This window comes from Microbacterium sp. GW821-FHT01D02 (assembly GCF_059422585.1).
Window position 1 is genome coordinate 563,999 of the sequence record NZ_JBWKXB010000003.1, and the last position, 14,685, is coordinate 578,683.

Annotated in this window: 12 protein-coding genes; 4 read left to right on the top strand and 8 right to left on the bottom strand. The window is 69.0% G+C overall.

The genetic code is table 11. From position 1 onward, the window contains the following. Positions 1 to 13: 13 nt before the first annotated feature. From glgX to glgB, 3 genes are all read left to right on the top strand, one after another. Positions 14 to 2,086 carry a glycogen debranching protein GlgX gene (gene glgX, locus AC07VM_RS16280; protein ID WP_494912250.1) on the top strand — a complete coding sequence of 691 codons (2,073 nt, stop codon included), beginning with the start codon at positions 14 to 16 and terminating at the stop codon, positions 2,084 to 2,086. Between the two features lie 65 nt (positions 2,087 to 2,151). Then, positions 2,152 to 4,224 (top strand): alpha-1,4-glucan--maltose-1-phosphate maltosyltransferase, encoded by a 2,073-nt coding sequence (locus AC07VM_RS16285; protein ID WP_494912252.1) that lies wholly within the window; start codon positions 2,152 to 2,154, stop codon positions 4,222 to 4,224. Next, entirely contained in the window at positions 4,221 to 6,425 is a 2,205-nt protein-coding gene (gene glgB / locus AC07VM_RS16290; protein ID WP_494912253.1) for a 1,4-alpha-glucan branching protein GlgB, read from the top strand. The genes AC07VM_RS16285 and glgB overlap by 4 nt, the downstream gene beginning before the upstream one ends. Positions 6,426 to 6,482: 57 nt before the next feature. Here the strand turns inward: glgB and AC07VM_RS16295 are convergent, their stop codons facing one another. Continuing rightward, positions 6,483 to 7,406: a tetratricopeptide repeat protein gene (locus AC07VM_RS16295; protein ID WP_494912254.1), complete on the bottom strand. Its 924-nt coding sequence runs from the start codon at positions 7,404 to 7,406 to the stop codon at positions 6,483 to 6,485. Then, the gene (locus AC07VM_RS16300; protein WP_267418415.1) at positions 7,403 to 9,331 is read right to left on the bottom strand and encodes a DUF8094 domain-containing protein; all 1,929 of its coding nucleotides are present in this window, start codon (positions 9,329 to 9,331) and stop codon (positions 7,403 to 7,405) included. Before AC07VM_RS16300 ends, AC07VM_RS16295 begins: the two co-directional genes overlap by 4 nt. Positions 9,332 to 9,511: 180 nt before the next feature. Between AC07VM_RS16300 and AC07VM_RS16305 the strand changes: the two genes are divergently transcribed. Further along, entirely contained in the window at positions 9,512 to 10,573 is a 1,062-nt protein-coding gene (locus tag AC07VM_RS16305; RefSeq protein WP_267418414.1) for an AI-2E family transporter, read from the top strand. A 16-nt stretch (positions 10,574 to 10,589) separates the two neighbouring features. On the opposite strand, the gene AC07VM_RS16310 is transcribed toward AC07VM_RS16305, so the two are convergent. Genes AC07VM_RS16310 through frr form a run of 6 tightly spaced genes read right to left on the bottom strand, consistent with a single transcriptional unit; the run spans position 10,590 to position 14,639 of the window. Beyond that, positions 10,590 to 11,306 carry an alpha/beta hydrolase gene (locus AC07VM_RS16310; RefSeq protein WP_267418541.1) on the bottom strand — a complete coding sequence of 239 codons (717 nt, stop codon included), beginning with the start codon at positions 11,304 to 11,306 and terminating at the stop codon, positions 10,590 to 10,592. Between the two features lie 2 nt (positions 11,307 to 11,308). Next, positions 11,309 to 11,596: an Rv1322 family protein gene (locus tag AC07VM_RS16315; protein WP_267418413.1), complete on the bottom strand. Its 288-nt coding sequence runs from the start codon at positions 11,594 to 11,596 to the stop codon at positions 11,309 to 11,311. A gap of 9 nt (positions 11,597 to 11,605) precedes the next feature. Beyond that, complete coding sequence (locus AC07VM_RS16320; RefSeq protein WP_494912257.1) at positions 11,606 to 12,307, bottom strand: aggregation-promoting factor C-terminal-like domain-containing protein; 702 nt, start codon at positions 12,305 to 12,307, stop codon at positions 11,606 to 11,608. A gap of 48 nt (positions 12,308 to 12,355) precedes the next feature. Then, positions 12,356 to 12,934, bottom strand: coding sequence for a DivIVA domain-containing protein (locus tag AC07VM_RS16325; protein WP_267418411.1), 579 nt, complete (start codon positions 12,932 to 12,934; stop codon positions 12,356 to 12,358). After that, positions 12,934 to 14,079, bottom strand: a complete 1,146-nt coding sequence (locus AC07VM_RS16330) for a phosphatidate cytidylyltransferase (RefSeq protein WP_494912259.1) — start codon at positions 14,077 to 14,079, stop codon at positions 12,934 to 12,936. The genes AC07VM_RS16325 and AC07VM_RS16330 overlap by 1 nt, the downstream gene beginning before the upstream one ends. A gap of 5 nt (positions 14,080 to 14,084) precedes the next feature. Further along, positions 14,085 to 14,639, bottom strand: coding sequence for a ribosome recycling factor (frr, locus tag AC07VM_RS16335; RefSeq protein ID WP_267418409.1), 555 nt, complete (start codon positions 14,637 to 14,639; stop codon positions 14,085 to 14,087). Positions 14,640 to 14,685: the final 46 nt, after the last annotated feature.

Here is a 14,685-nt window from a genome sequence, read left to right on the forward strand (position 1 = left end):
CTAGTGTGTACTCATGCCCGCGTCCCGAGACCTCCCCGTGCCCGGCGGCTCCACCCTCGACAACCTCGGCGTCCGTCTGCACGACGGCGTCGGCACGCTGCGTGTCTGGTCGCAGAACGCGTCGTCCGTCGAGCTCGTGGTCTTCGATGCCACCGACCTCGACTGGGCGACCGACGAGCTGCCGCTCGAACGTCTCGCCGGCGGTATCTGGGAGGTCACCACCGAGCTCCTGCAGCCGGGCATCCGCTACGCCGTCCGCGTCGGGGGCCCGCACGGCCCCGGCAACACGTTCAACCCGGAGACCCTGCTGCTCGATCCGTACGCGCGGGGCCTCGCTCAGGGAGACGGCTACGAGGAATGGCGCTCCGTGGTCATCGTCGACGGGTTCGACTGGGGCGACTCCCAGAAGCCGCGGGTGCCGCTCGATCGGACGGTCATCTACGAGGGCCACCTCAAGGGCCTCACCAAGCGCCACCCCGACGTGCCGCCCGCCCTCCACGGCACCTACGCCGGACTCGCCCACCCGGCCATGATCGAGTACTTCCACTCGCTCGGGATCACGTCCATCGAGCTGCTCCCGGTGCATGCGTTCGTCCCGGAGCCGCGCCTGCTCGAGCGGGGCCTCACGAACTACTGGGGCTACAACACCCTCAACTTCTTCACGCCGCACACCGCCTACGCCACCGAGGACGCACGCAAGGAGGGGCCCGAGGCCGTCCTCGCCGAGTTCAAGGGCATGGTGCGCCTGCTCCACGAGGCGGGACTCGAGGTCATCCTCGACGTGGTCTACAACCACACCTCGGAGGAGGGCATCGGCGGTCCGCGCTCGAGCCTTCGCGGCATCGACAACGCGAACTACTACCGCCAGGACGAATCCGGCGTCTACATCGACACGACCGGCTGCGGCAACACGCTGAACACGGCGACCGACGCCGGGGCCCGGCTCGTGCTGGACTCCCTCCGCTACTGGGCGCAGGAGATGCAGATCGACGGCTTCCGCTTCGACCTGGCCACCGCCATCGCCCGGGACGCCACGCACACGTACACGCCGGATCACCCGCTCCTGGCGGCGATCGCGAACGATCCGATCCTCGCCGACACCAAGCTCATCGCCGAGCCGTGGGACGTGGGGCTGGGCGGCTGGCAGACCGGGAACTTCCCGGCCGGGTGGCACGAGTGGAACGACCGCTACCGCGACCGCGTGCGCAACTTCTGGCTGAGCGATATCGACTACGCGCGGCGGGCGTCGGCTCCGGTCGGCATCGGCGGATTCGCGACGCGTCTGGCCGGGTCCTCGAACACGTTCAGCGAAGACCGCGGCCCGCTCGCCAGCGTGAACTTCGTCACGGCGCACGACGGCTTCACCCTGCACGACCTCGTCTCGTACGACGTCAAGCACAACGAGGCGAACGGCGAGCAGAACCGCGACGGCGCCGACATGAACCGGGCGTTCAACCACGGCATCGAGGGTCCGACAGACGACCCGACGATCCTGGCCGCGCGGCGCAAGGCCATGCGCAACCTGCTCGGTACGCTCCTGCTCTCCGCGGGCATCCCGATGCTCACAGCCGGCGATGAGGTCGGACGCACCCAGCGCGGGAACAACAACGCCTATGCCCAGGACTCCGCGATGACCTGGCTCGGATGGGAGTTCGAGCCCTGGCAGAGCGACCTCCGCGCGCATGTCTCGCGCCTGATCCGGCTGCGGCAGGAGAACCCCGCCCTCCGACCGAGTCGCTACGCACGACTCGGCGAGCACATCCCCAATGCGTCCGTCATGGACTGGTACGACCAGAACGGCGAGACGATGGAACAGGGGCAGTGGGCCGACCCCGGCAACCGCACGCTGCAGTACGTCGCCGCGTCCACACCGGACACCGAGGCCTACAACCGCATCCTGCTCATCGTGCACGGCACGGAGTCGCCGATCGATGTGCGTCTTCCCGAGGAGATCGAGGGTGCGACCCGCTTCGTGTCGCTGTGGTCGAGCGCGCAGGAACGTCCGTCCGACGAGGACGAGGTCTTCGCTCCGGGCGATGTGCTGCCGGTCTCCGGCACCTCGATGAGGCTGTTCCGCGTCGAATGACGCCGGGTCCCGACGCACCCCGCGGCGCGCTACCCGCGGCTGCGTCCGCGCGGTACATTCGGGATGTGGCTGCACGTGCTGGTATTCGGTCCTCGGCTCTCCGGAGCCCCGCTCAGATCCCGACGCGCGCATCGGGTGACGCGGATCTCCCCGGCTCGCTGCGCACGACGCGCATCCCCCTGCTCGACCCTGCACCCGCCGTGCCGGGAGGGTTCCCGCCGAAGGCCTTCGTCGGAGAGGTCGTGCCGTTCCGCGTCGTCTCCTTCCGGGAGGGGCACGACACCATCGGCGTGCACGTGCGGCTCACCTCCCCCTCGGGTGACGAGAGTCTGCACCGCCTGACGCCGCGCGGAGACGGCACCGACACCTGGTCGGCCGACATCGCGCTGGACGAGCAGGGTGCATGGCGCTACCGGTTCGAGGGCTTCTCCGACGACTTCGCGACCTGGGCGCACGCTGCCGAGCTGAAGGTCGCCGCCGGGGTCGACGTGCCGGTGATGGCGGCGCTCGGTGCGGAGCTGCTCACCCGGGCATCCGCGGAGAAGGACCGTCCGGCCGCCCAGCGGAAGCGCCTGCTCGCCGTCGCCGACGCCCTCCGCACCGGGGATGCCGCGACGACATCGGCCACGTCGACGGATGCCGCGCTCGCCGAGGTGTTCCGGGAACGCCCGGTGACGACGTTCCGTTCCGCCACGACGGAGCACACGCTCATCGTCGACCGGGTCGCCGCCGGCGTCGGCGCCTGGTACGAGTTCTTCCCCCGGTCGGAGGGCGCCCGGCGTCTGAAGGACGGAACGGTCAGGAGCGGCACGTTCCGCACCGCCGCGAAGCGCCTTCCCGAGGTCGCCGCGATGGGGTTCGACGTCGTCTACCTCGTGCCGATCCATCCGATCGGGACCACCCATCGCAAGGGCCGCAACAACACGCTCACCGCCGAACCCGGAGACCCCGGCTCCCCCTATGCGATCGGTGCCGCAGAAGGCGGGCACGACGCGATCCACCCCGACCTCGGCACCGCGCATGACTTCCGCTCCTTCGTCCGGGCCGCGCAGAAGGAAGGGCTCGAGGTCGCACTCGACCTCGCACTCCAGGCCTCCCCCGACCATCCCTGGGTCGCGGAGCATCCGGAGTGGTTCACCACGCTCCCGGACGGGACCATCGCGTTCGCCGAGAACCCGCCGAAGAAGTACCAGGACATCTACCCCCTGAACTTCGACAACGACCCGGCCGGCATCTACGCCGAGATGCTGCGCGTCGTGCAGCACTGGGTCGCGCAGGGCGTGAAGATCTTCCGGGTCGACAACCCCCACACCAAGCCGCTGCAGTTCTGGGAGTGGCTCATCGCCGAGGTGAACGCCTCCGACCCGGACGTGATCTTCCTCGCCGAGGCGTTCACCCGCCCTGCCGTGATGCGCGCGCTCGCCGCGGTGGGGTTCCAGCAGAGCTACAGCTACTTCACCTGGCGCAACACCAAGGCCGAGCTCGAGGAGTTCCTCACCTCCGTGTCGCACGAGACCTCCGACTACATGCGGCCCAACCTGTTCGTGAACACGCACGACATCCTCACCGAGTACCTGCAGTTCGGCGGCAGGGCCGCCTATCGCATCCGCGCCTGCATCGCGGCGACGGCCGGTCCGGTGTACGGGGTCTACGCCGGCTACGAGCTGTTCGAGAACGTGGCTCGGCCCGGTTCCGAGGAGAACATCGACAACGAGAAGTACGAGTACAAGGTGCGCGACTGGGTCGGAGCCGAAGCCCGCGGAGAGTCCCTCGCACCTCTGCTCCGACGGCTCAACGAGATCCGCGCGGCGCACCCCGCCCTGCGACAGCTCCGCAACCTGTTCACGCACTGGAGCGACGACGACGCCGTCCTCGTCTACAGCAAGCACCTCGCCGCCCCCTTCACCGGCACCGGGCGCGCGGACACGATCATCGTCGTGGCCAACGTCGACCCGCACTCCGTGCGCGAGACCACCGTGCACCTCGACACCACCCGGTGGGGCGTGCCGCTCGGCGAGACGTTCGAGGTCGAGGATCTCCTCACCGGCGCCGTCTGGACCTGGAGCGACCACAACTACGTGCGACTCGACGCCTTCGCCGAGCCGGTGCACATCCTGAAGGTGAGGGAGCGATCATGAGCTACACGGAAGACGTCGCCGCATCCACCGAGTGGGAGGCGATCTCGTCAGCGACGCACCACGATCCGCATGCCGTGCTCGGGGCGCATTCGGGCAAGGACGCCGCCGATCGCACCGTCACCGTGATCCGGGTCCGACGCCCTCTCGCCGCCGGAGTGGCGGCCGTGTTCGGCGACGGCAGCAGGCTCGAGCTCGGCCATGTGGCCCACGGCATCTGGGAGGCGCAGCACGTCGGTCCTCCGCTGCCCTATCGGATCGCCACCCGCTACGCGCACCATGAGGAGACCGTGTCCGGCGACCCCTACCGCCATCGTCCGACGCTCGGCGATCTCGACCTGCACCTGATCGCGGAAGGACGTCACGAGCGCCTCTGGGAGGCCCTCGGGGCCCACGCCCGCACGCACGACGGCGAACAGGGCGTCTCCTTCGCGGTCTGGGCGCCCAACGCCACCGCCGTCCGTGTGGTGGGCGACCACAACGAGTGGAACGGCGAGGCCCACGCGATGCGCTCCATGGGCGTCAGCGGGGTCTGGGAGCTCTTCATCCCGGATCTGCCGATCGGCACGCGATACAAGTACCAGATCCGCACCCGAGACGGTTCCTGGATCCTGAAGGCGGACCCGATGGCGCTCGCCGCCGAGGTTCCGCCCGACACCGCGTCCGTCGTGACCGCATCGTCGTACACCTGGACGGACGGCGCGTGGATGACCCGTCGCGCGGCGACGCACGCCGTCGCGCAGCCCCTGTCGGTCTACGAGATCCACGTCGGCTCCTGGCGCGCGGGGCTCGGGTACCGCGACATCGCCGAACCGCTGATCCAGCACGTGACGGAGGCGGGTTTCACGCACGTCGAGTTCATGCCGCTCGCCGAGCACCCCTTCGGAGGCTCCTGGGGCTACCAGGTCAGCGGGTATTACGCACCCACGAGTCGCTTCGGCAGTCCGGATGACCTGCGCTACCTGATCGACCGGCTGCATCAGGCCGGCATCGGCGTGATCATGGACTGGGTCCCGGGTCACTTCCCCAAGGATGCCTTCGCCCTCGCACGCTTCGACGGCCAGCCTCTCTACGAGCACCCGGATCCTCGCCGCGGAGAGCACCAGGACTGGGGAACGCTCATCTTCGACTACGGCCGGCCCGAGGTGCGGGGGTTCCTGGTCGCCAACGCCCTCTACTGGCTCCAGGAGTTCCACGTCGACGGCCTCCGCGTCGACGCGGTCGCCTCGATGCTCTACCTCGACTACTCCCGCGAAGCAGGTGAGTGGGAGCCCAACATCCACGGCGGGCGCGAGAACCTCGAGGCGATCCGCTTCCTGCAGGAGGTGAACGCCACCGCGTACCGGCTGCACCCCGGGATCATGATGATCGCCGAGGAGTCCACCAGCTTCCCCGGCGTCACGGCGCCGACCGACCACGCCGGTCTCGGATTCGGCTTCAAGTGGAACATGGGCTGGATGAACGACTCGCTCCAGTACATCTCCCGTGACCCGATGTATCGCGGGCACCACGAGGGCGAGATGACCTTCTCGTTCGTCTACGCGTTCGGCGAGAACTACCTGCTGCCCATCAGCCACGACGAGGTCGTGCACGGCAAGGGCAGCCTGCTCGCCAAGATGCCCGGCGACCACTGGCACAAGCTCGCCAACGTCCGTGCCTACCTCGCCTACATGTGGGGGCACCCGGGCAAGAAGCTGCTCTTCATGGGGCAGGAGTTCGGTCAGCTCGCCGAGTGGTCGGAGGGCCGCGAACTCGACTGGTGGCTCCTGGATCAGCCCTCCCACGCACAACTGCAGGGCTTCGTCGGCGCGATGAACCGCGCGTACCGGGCCCAGGCGCCGCTGTGGGCCCGGGACAACGACGGCTCGTCCTTCAGCCGTCTCGGGGCGCCCACCTGGGACCCGACGGTGATCGCATTCGAGCGGCGTGACGCGCACGGGGGGCGACTGGTCGTCGTGAGCAACTTCGCCGGGGTGGAGCGGAGCGGATACCGTCTGGCCCTCCCCCGCGAGGGCGTCTGGCAGGAGGTGCTCAACACCGATGCCGCCGATTACGGCGGTCGAGGTTCCGGAAACCTCGGCATGGTCGTCGCGAGCGCCGACGACGGCGGATCACCGACCGCCAGTGTCACGCTTCCGGCACTGTCGACGCTGTGGTTGCGCCATCAGCCCGAGCCGCACGTGCCGACCGTGACCCACGCCTGACGCGCGGGCCGGCCGGACGGCGCTTCGAGAAGCAACCGCCTCTGGAAGAAGCCGCCTCTAGAAGAGCAACGACGAGAGACGGTTGCGCGCCGACACCACGCGCGGGTCGGCGGCGCCGATGAGGCCGAACAGCTCGATCAGGCGCTCCCGCACCGGTGTGCGCTGGTCGGAGGGCAACTGGGAGAACAGGTCGAGGAGACGTCCGAAGGCGTCGTCCACGTGACCGCCGGCGAGGTCAAGATCGGCCACGTCGAACTGCGCCTGGACGTCGAGGGGGCCGTTCGCCGCCGCGGCACGCGCCGCCTGCAGGTCGAGTCCCTGCACACGGTCGAGCAGACGCACCTGGCCGAGACCGGCGAGAGCTTCCTCGTCACGCGGGTTCTCGGCAAGGGCCTTTTCGTACGCCCGGATCGCGGCGGCGTAGTCGCCGACCTCGATCGCCGCGTACGCCTCGGCGTGCAGCGGAGGCAGTTCGGGCTCCTCCGGCGCAGCGGGGGCATCGGCGTCGGTCCCGACCGACAGAGTCCCGGTGACGCCGTTCTGCGCGGCCACCTGCAGCAACTGGGCGAACACGTCGCGCACCTGCTGCTCGGGCACCGCACCCGTGAACATCGGCACCGGCTGGCCGGCGATCAGTGCCACGACCATCGGGATCGACTGGGCGCGGAAGCTCTGCGCGAGCTGCGGGTTCGCGTCCACGTCGACCTTGGCGAGCAGCACGCGTCCGCCGAGCTCCCTGGTGACCTTCTCGATGATCGGGCTCAGCTGCTTGCAGGGTCCGCACCATTCAGCCCACAGGTCGACGACGACGGGGACGGTCCGCGAGATCTCGAGGATCTGGCCGAAGGTCTCGTCCGTCGCATCGACGACGAGATCGACGACGCCGGGAGCCGGCGCCCCCTCTGCCGGCGATGCCGGTCGGTTGCGGAGGCTCGACAGGTCGACGGCGCCGCGCAGAGCGGCGGGAGAGATCTCACTCACTTGATCACCTTCACGGAAACGAGGTCCTGGTGGACTGCCAGGAGCCTGATCTGCTCCGTCGACCCCTGCGCGGGGACCGAGAAGAACAGCTGGAACTCGTACGTCGTCTCGACGCCCTTCGCCGACTCGGTCGCCCCGGTCAGCGCCTTGGCCTGGGGGTTCTCCCCGAAGCGGATCATCACGTCGCTGGCGGTCGGCTTCACGCTCTCGACATCGATCATCGACACGGCGACGATCGCCCCGCTGTCGAGCGTCGTCATCGAGATCGGCGCGTCCTTCGTGGGCGACATGTCGAACGACGCCTTCGACGTCTTGGCGGCTCCCTTGTCGGCGAGCCCCTTCACCACGACCTGACGGCTGGCGGTGACGGAATCGGCGAGCTTCAGCGACAGATCATCGAACTTGCCGTAATACTCGCTCTTCTCCCCCGAGTCGACCACATCGGCGAAGGCCGACGCGACCTCGGCCGGCGGGATCGAGAGGAAGGCCGAGTCCGAGGGGACGAGGGAGGCTCCGAGCCACGGTGCGGCGACGTCCGGGAACACCGCGTCCGCGGACATCTCGGCCATGTTCGTGACCTTGTAGTTCGACCAGGGGTCCGCCTGCGACATCATGAGCAGGACCGGGGGCACGGTGTCGTCGCCCGTGCTCTTGGAGAGCATGAGGACGGTACGGGGCCAACGATCCGTCGCCTCCGGGAGGATGACCTCGAAGTCGTCGGTCGGAATCGCCGCGGGGGCCTTCATGCCCTTGATCTTCGCGCGCAGGGCATACTCCGTGGTGCGCGCGGCGAGGGCGGGACCGTCGAGGCGCGTGGCGGCCTGGTCGATGTCCATCGCCGTGTCGGCCTCCACCACGGTCTCGGAGATCTCCTTCAGAATGCGCTTGGCCTGGCCTTCGGTCACTGCCGGCGGCTTCTGGTTCTCGGGCGCGATCACCGTCGGGCTGGGCGACGGCGTCGGCGAGCCCTCGCCGACCTGCGGCCACGAGTCGGCGGAGCAGCCGGCGGCCAGGATCGCCGTGAGCCCGAGCGCCGGGATGACGAGCAGGCGACGGCGACGGCGCACGGCGGGGGCTGCGCGCATCGAGCTCTTCGTGTCGGACTCCTTGGTGTCGTCGATGATCTCCGCGTCCTCCACATCGGTGTCGGTCGGTGCTGCCGCCGGGTCCGCGGCCGGGGCGTCGGTGCTCTCGATGGCGGCACGCTCCGCCGGGGGAAGAACCGCGACGTCGATCGGCTCGGTGGCCGGAAGCGGACCGGGGCCCTTGCGTCGAGGACCGCGTCCGCGACGCTGGTGACGGATCCCGAGGATGTAGAGGATGAGGCCGATCAGCAGCATGATGCCACCGGCGACCATGAGCGGTCCGGCGAAGGGGGTCCGGTTGTCGAGCGGCCAGGACACGACGATGTCGTCGGGCGCATCCTGCGTGCCGTCGTAGGCGACGAGCATGCTGGTGCCTTCGGGGAGCTGCATCTTGTCGGCGATGAGGCGGCCCTCGTCCGTGAACGAGTGGAGCCAGAGATCGGAGCCGCGGGGATCGCGCCCGGCGGGCTCGTCCGTCGCTCCATCGCCGTCGCCACCGGCTTCGGCCGCGTCGTCCTGTGCCGCGACGTGCTCGACCGCGAGGTCGCCGTCGTCGTCGACCGTGACGCGGTTGTAGTCGGTGTCGGCGAGCCAGGCCTCCATGTCGGCCGTGCGACCGTAGCTGCCGAAGATCTCGCCCTCGCCGCGGACGATGAGGGTCTGAGCGCCCGGGTGCATCCGGAGCACGTCACCGTCCAGGAGGACGAAGGGGGCGGGTTCGTCGATGCCGACCTTCGTCTGCTGCGACTCCGGTCCCAGGAAGATGGTGCGCTGGGCGATACCCGCGCCGATCAGCGCGGCGGCCAGCACGAAGGCCACCACGGCCCATACGAAACGCACGAATAGTCTCCTCACGCGTCCCGGGCATCTGCCCGCGACGCAACACTCGACATTTCAGACTAGCGAAATCAGCTGTGTGTTGCCCACGAGCAGATGCAGTGCGTGCTGGATCGGCACGTCGCCCGCGACGCGACCGGACTGATGGATAGCCTTGCTCCAGCCACCCCGAGGAGTCACCCGATGAAGATCCACAACCCCTTCCGCACCGCCTTGGTGGCGACACTCGGCGTGGGATTGGGGATCCTGCTGATCAGCAGCGTCCAGACGCTCTCGAGCGTCCTCCTCTACGTGGGAACCGCGCTGTTCCTGAGCCTGGGCCTCGATCCGCTCGTCTCCTTCCTGGAGCGGCGTCGGCTGCCGCGCTGGCTGGCGGTCCTCGTGACGATCCTCGCGGTGCTCGCGGTGTTCGTCGGGATCGTGCTCATCATCCTCCCCGTCCTGGTGGATCAGATCTCGCAGCTGATCGCGCAGATCTCGGCGATCGTCCAGCGAGGCACCCTGATCCCCGACCTCAAGGAATGGATGCAGGACGCCTTCCCGAATCTGCGGGTCGACCTCGTCTTCACCTACGTCACGGACTGGCTGACGACGAACCTGGCGGAGATCGGCGGCTCCATCGGGCAGGGGGTCCTCATCGCCAGCGGTGCCGCGCTCAGCGGGCTCTTCGGAGCCTTCATCATCCTCATCCTCACGATCTACCTCACGGCGTCGACGCCGTCGCTCAAGCGCGCCGTCTACCAGCTCGCGCCGGCGTCGAAGCGCGAGCGCTTCATCGACCTCTCCGAGCAGATCACGGACTCGGTCGGCTACTACGTCATGGGACAGGTCACGCAGGGCGTGATCAACGGCGTGCTCAGTGCCATCTACCTGTCGATCATCGATGCGCCGTTCCCGGCGGTGCTCGCGATCATCGCGTTCTTCTTCTCCCTGATCCCGCTGGTCGGCACGCTGACCGGATCGACGATCATCGTCCTGGTCTGCCTCATCCCCGGACTCGGCTCCCCCGGGATCGCGATCGCCGCGGCCATCTACTACCTCGTCTACATGCAGATCGAGGCGTACGTGATCTCCCCGCGCATCATGAGCCGTGCCGTCTCGGTTCCCGGCGCCGTCGTGGTCGTCGCGGCTCTCGCCGGCGGCAGCCTGCTCGGACTCCTCGGGGCGCTCATCGCCATCCCCGTCGCCGCGAGCATCCTGATCATCTACCGTCAGGTGCTGATCCCGCGCATGAACGAGCTCTGAGGCTCCCGCGGTCGGCTCAGGCCGACGGCGGCCAATGCGTCGCGAGCGGCAGGGCGGAGGGGTTGACCGCCGCCACGATCTCCGTCAGCACACGCCGCGTCTGCGTCTCGCCGACCCACAGGTGCTTGCCGCCCTCGACGGCGATCAGCTGTGCGTGCGGGATCGACGCGAAGCGCTCACGGGCCTCGGCCGGTCGGAGGTAGTCGTCGAACTCCGGGACCAGCACGATGACCGGGACGTCGGTCGCCGCCCAGGCCGCGACCTCGTCCTCCGTCGCGCGATGGAGCGGCGGGGAGAGCAGGATGATGCCCTCGATCTCGTGCTCGCGGCCGTACTTCAGCGCGAGCTCGGTGCCGAAGGACCAGCCGAGGAGCCAAGGACGCGGTAGTCCGCGCTCCCGGACGAACGACATCGCCGCGGCGACGTCGAACTGCTCCGCACCGCCGCCGTCGAAAGCGCCGTCACTCGTACCGCGGGGTGAGGTGGTGCCGCGCGTGTTGAACCGCAGGACCGCGAGATCAGCCAGCGCAGGAAGCCGCGCGGCCGCCTTGCGGATGATGTGCGAGTCCATGAATCCGCCGGCGGTGGGCAGCGGGTGCAGCGTCACGAGGGTGGCGACCGGGGCGGCTTCCTCCGGAACGGCGAGTTCGCCGACCAGGGTCAGTCCGTCGGCGGTCGCGAGCTCGATGTCCTCTCGCTGCGCCGGAAGCTCCAGCGGTCCTCGGATCTCCATGCTCACGCCATCCTCCAACAGTGTGTGTGCCAATGCCGACGAGCGGCCAGGTCGGCCGCATCGCCCAGCACGCCGTCCGCGCGCCACGCGACCAGATGAGCCGTCCCCGACTCGATGGTCCGGCCGCAGCCCGGACAGATGTACTCCTTCTGCGCCTGCAGGGCGGAAACCGGCTGCACCGTCCACTCGCTGCCGCGCCGCGTCTCCGAGCGCTTCCAGCCCGCGAGCAGTCGATCGAACGAGTCCTCGGTGTCAGGGCGCGCCGGAGGGCGCTTGCGGGAGCGGGGCATCGTGCCTGCTCACCACCAGTGGTTGTTGACCCAGAAGTTGTACGCGCCGGACCAGCTGCCGTAGCGGCCGGTCGCATAGCCGGTGGCCCAACGCAGGTTGTCCACGGGGTTGTAGCCGTTGCCGGGAACCTTGCTGCAGGGCAGCGCCTGCACGAGACCACAGGCTCCGGAGGAGCTGTTCGTTGCGTTCGGGTTCCAGCCGCTCTCCCGCGAGACGATGTAGTCGACGTACTGCCAGTCGCCCTGCGCGATGCCGGCGGCGGCCATCCACTCGGCAGGCGCTCCGCCGCCGGAGTACGGGGGCAGGGCCGAACCGCCGGAGGATCCGCCGGACGAACCCGAGTTCGACTGCGAGGCCACCGTGGGAGCCGGCTTCGGCTTGGGCTTCGGCTTCACGTACACCTCGAAGGTGCCGCGTTCCACGGGGGCGATGGTGGCCCCGGTGACCGTGACCGTGAGGTTCTGCGTGTCGGCGAGTGCCAGCGAGTATGCGGAATCGGGTGCATCCGGCGCGGCCGGCTCGGCCATGGCCACGCCGGTCGGAGCGACGAGCGCACCCGCGAATCCGACGACCGCGAGCGCGCTGATCACGCTGGCCACACCACGACGGCGAGACCGACGAGGAGCGCCCTTGCGTGCGGCGGAAACCGTCGCCGCAGACACCGGCGGGAGGGCGCGTGATTCGGGGTTCATGTCGTTTCGGGAGTTCACGATGGAAGACAGTCTACGCAAAGCCGCCTGAATCGACCATCAGGATGGTCAGCGGACGGCGAGGATCACGTCGATGGTCGCGTCCAGGAGGGCATCGACCTGCTCCTCGCGGTAGCCGCCGCGCTGCATGCGGAACGCGGCGGAGCGCAGCTGCTCGGCGGACAGGGCATCCCCGTCGCGGAGGTAGCGGACGATCCTCGTCGACACGTGATCGACCTCATCGATCCGGTATCCGAAGGTGAGGACGCCCGTGCGCGCGAAGCGGTGACGACGCGGGCGCGCCAGGTGGTCGAGGATCGTCTGCGCGTCCGCGCGCGCCTGCTCGACCCAGGCTCCGGCGCCCTGAGAGCGGACGGCGCGCTCCCGCTCCCTGGCGGCGAAGGCGTCCTCGACACGGCCGAGAGCGGCGTCGACGTCCGCGACGACGTAGCCGTTCTTGACGAGCGGGAACGAGGCGGTCCGGACGTCGTCGGCACCGAGCTCGTCGCCGCCGGTCTCGAACGCGCGACGCGCCGAGGCGAGGAACGTGTCGACCGCGGTGCGGTGGTACCCGCGCTCGCGACCGGATGTCAGGGCGAACGCGGGCGGTGCCTGCGTCGACTCTGCATCGAGCTGGTCTTGGTTCATCACAGCACCACCCAGGGAGAGAGGAGGAAGTACAGGCACAGCGCCGGGATCGTCGACGGGAGGATGCTGTCGAGTCGATCGAGCAGGCCGCCGTGACCGGGAAGCCAGGAGCTCATGTCCTTGATCCCGAGGTCGCGCTTCAGCATCGATTCGCCCAGGTCGCCGAGCGTCGCCGACAGCAGGATCGACGCACCGAAGATGAGGCCGGCCCACCACGGGAGCTCGAGGAGGAAGATCGCGAGGAGCACACCCGCGAGAAGCGAGGCGACGACGGCACCGCCGAAGCCCTCCCAGGTCTTCTTGGGGCTGATCTTCGGTGCCATCGGATGACGGCCGAAGGCGAGACCCGCCGCGTACGCGCCGGTGTCGGCGGCTACGGCGATCGCGATGAAGCTGAGCACCCACCACTGGCCGCCCTCCTGCTCGAGCAGGATCAGAGCGACGCCGGCGAGGAACGGGACATACACCTGCACGAAGCCGCTGATGACGGCATCGGCGAGCACATCGCCGTAGGTGCGTCCGTCCTGGGCCACCATCTGGGCGATGAGACGCCACACGATCACGAACGCGACCGAGACGAAGAGCATCACCCAGCTCAGCCAGGGCTCCGCGAAGTACGCGGAGAGCACCAGGAAGGCGGCGGCGAGCAGCTGCGGGACCACATCGATGCGACGGCCCGAGGCGCGGAGGGCCCTTGAGAGCTCGTACACGCCGAGCAGAGCAGCGGCGAGAGCGAACGGGACGAAGAGCGCCTTGATGAAGAGCAGGGACCCGAGCAGCGCGGCGCCGAAGGCGAGGCCGATCAGGATCGCGAGCACCAGGTCGCGTCCGGTGCGCTGCTTGATCCGCTCGTTCGCCTGATCGAGCTGGTCACGGGCGTGCGAGACGTGGCTGCCGAGCTCATCACGGGCCGCGCGCCACTGCTCGCGGATCGCGTTGTGGTCGGCGGTGTCCAGGGGCCCCACGGTCACCGGCACCGCGGCGTCGCCGGGCACCGGAAGCGGCGGGCGAGGCGGGACGGCGGCCGCGTCGAACGACGGGAACGCCGCATCCACGAGCGGGACGCCGTCGGACGATGAGCCGGCAGGCGCGTCAGGACGCGCGGCCGGCTTGCCCTCCTCGGCATCTCGCGTTTCGTCGGACATCCTGACTACACCTCGAGGAGTTCGGCCTCTTTGCGCTTCAGCGCGTCGTCGATCAGGTCGACGTGCTGACGCGTCAGGCCGTCGAGCTCCTTCTCGCCGCGGGCGATCTCGTCTTCACCGAGCTCGCTCTTGAGCGCATCGAGCTCGTCCTTCGCCTTGCGGCGGATGCCACGGACGTGGACCTTCGCGTCCTCGGCCTTGGTCTTGACGAGCTTGACGTACTCCTTGCGACGCTCCGCCGTGAGCTCGGGCATCGTCACGCGCACGAGGTTGCCGTCGTTGGTGGGGTTCGCCCCCAGGTTCGGCATGTCGCGGATGGCCTGCTCGATCGCCTTCAGCGCCGACTTGTCGTACGGCGTGATGATGAGGGTGCGGGCCTCCTGGTTGGCCAGCGACGCGAGCTGCGCGATGGGGGTCGGCGTGCCGTAGTAGTCGACAAGGACCTTCTGGAACATCTGCGGGTTCGCACGACCCGTGCGCACCGTGGAGAAGTCCTCCTTGGCAGCTTCGACCGCCCGGTTCATCCGGGAGGTGGTTTCAGCGAGGACGTCCGCGATCACGGTGACTCCTATCGTCGGGGTGTTCTGCAAATTCTATCGGGCGAAG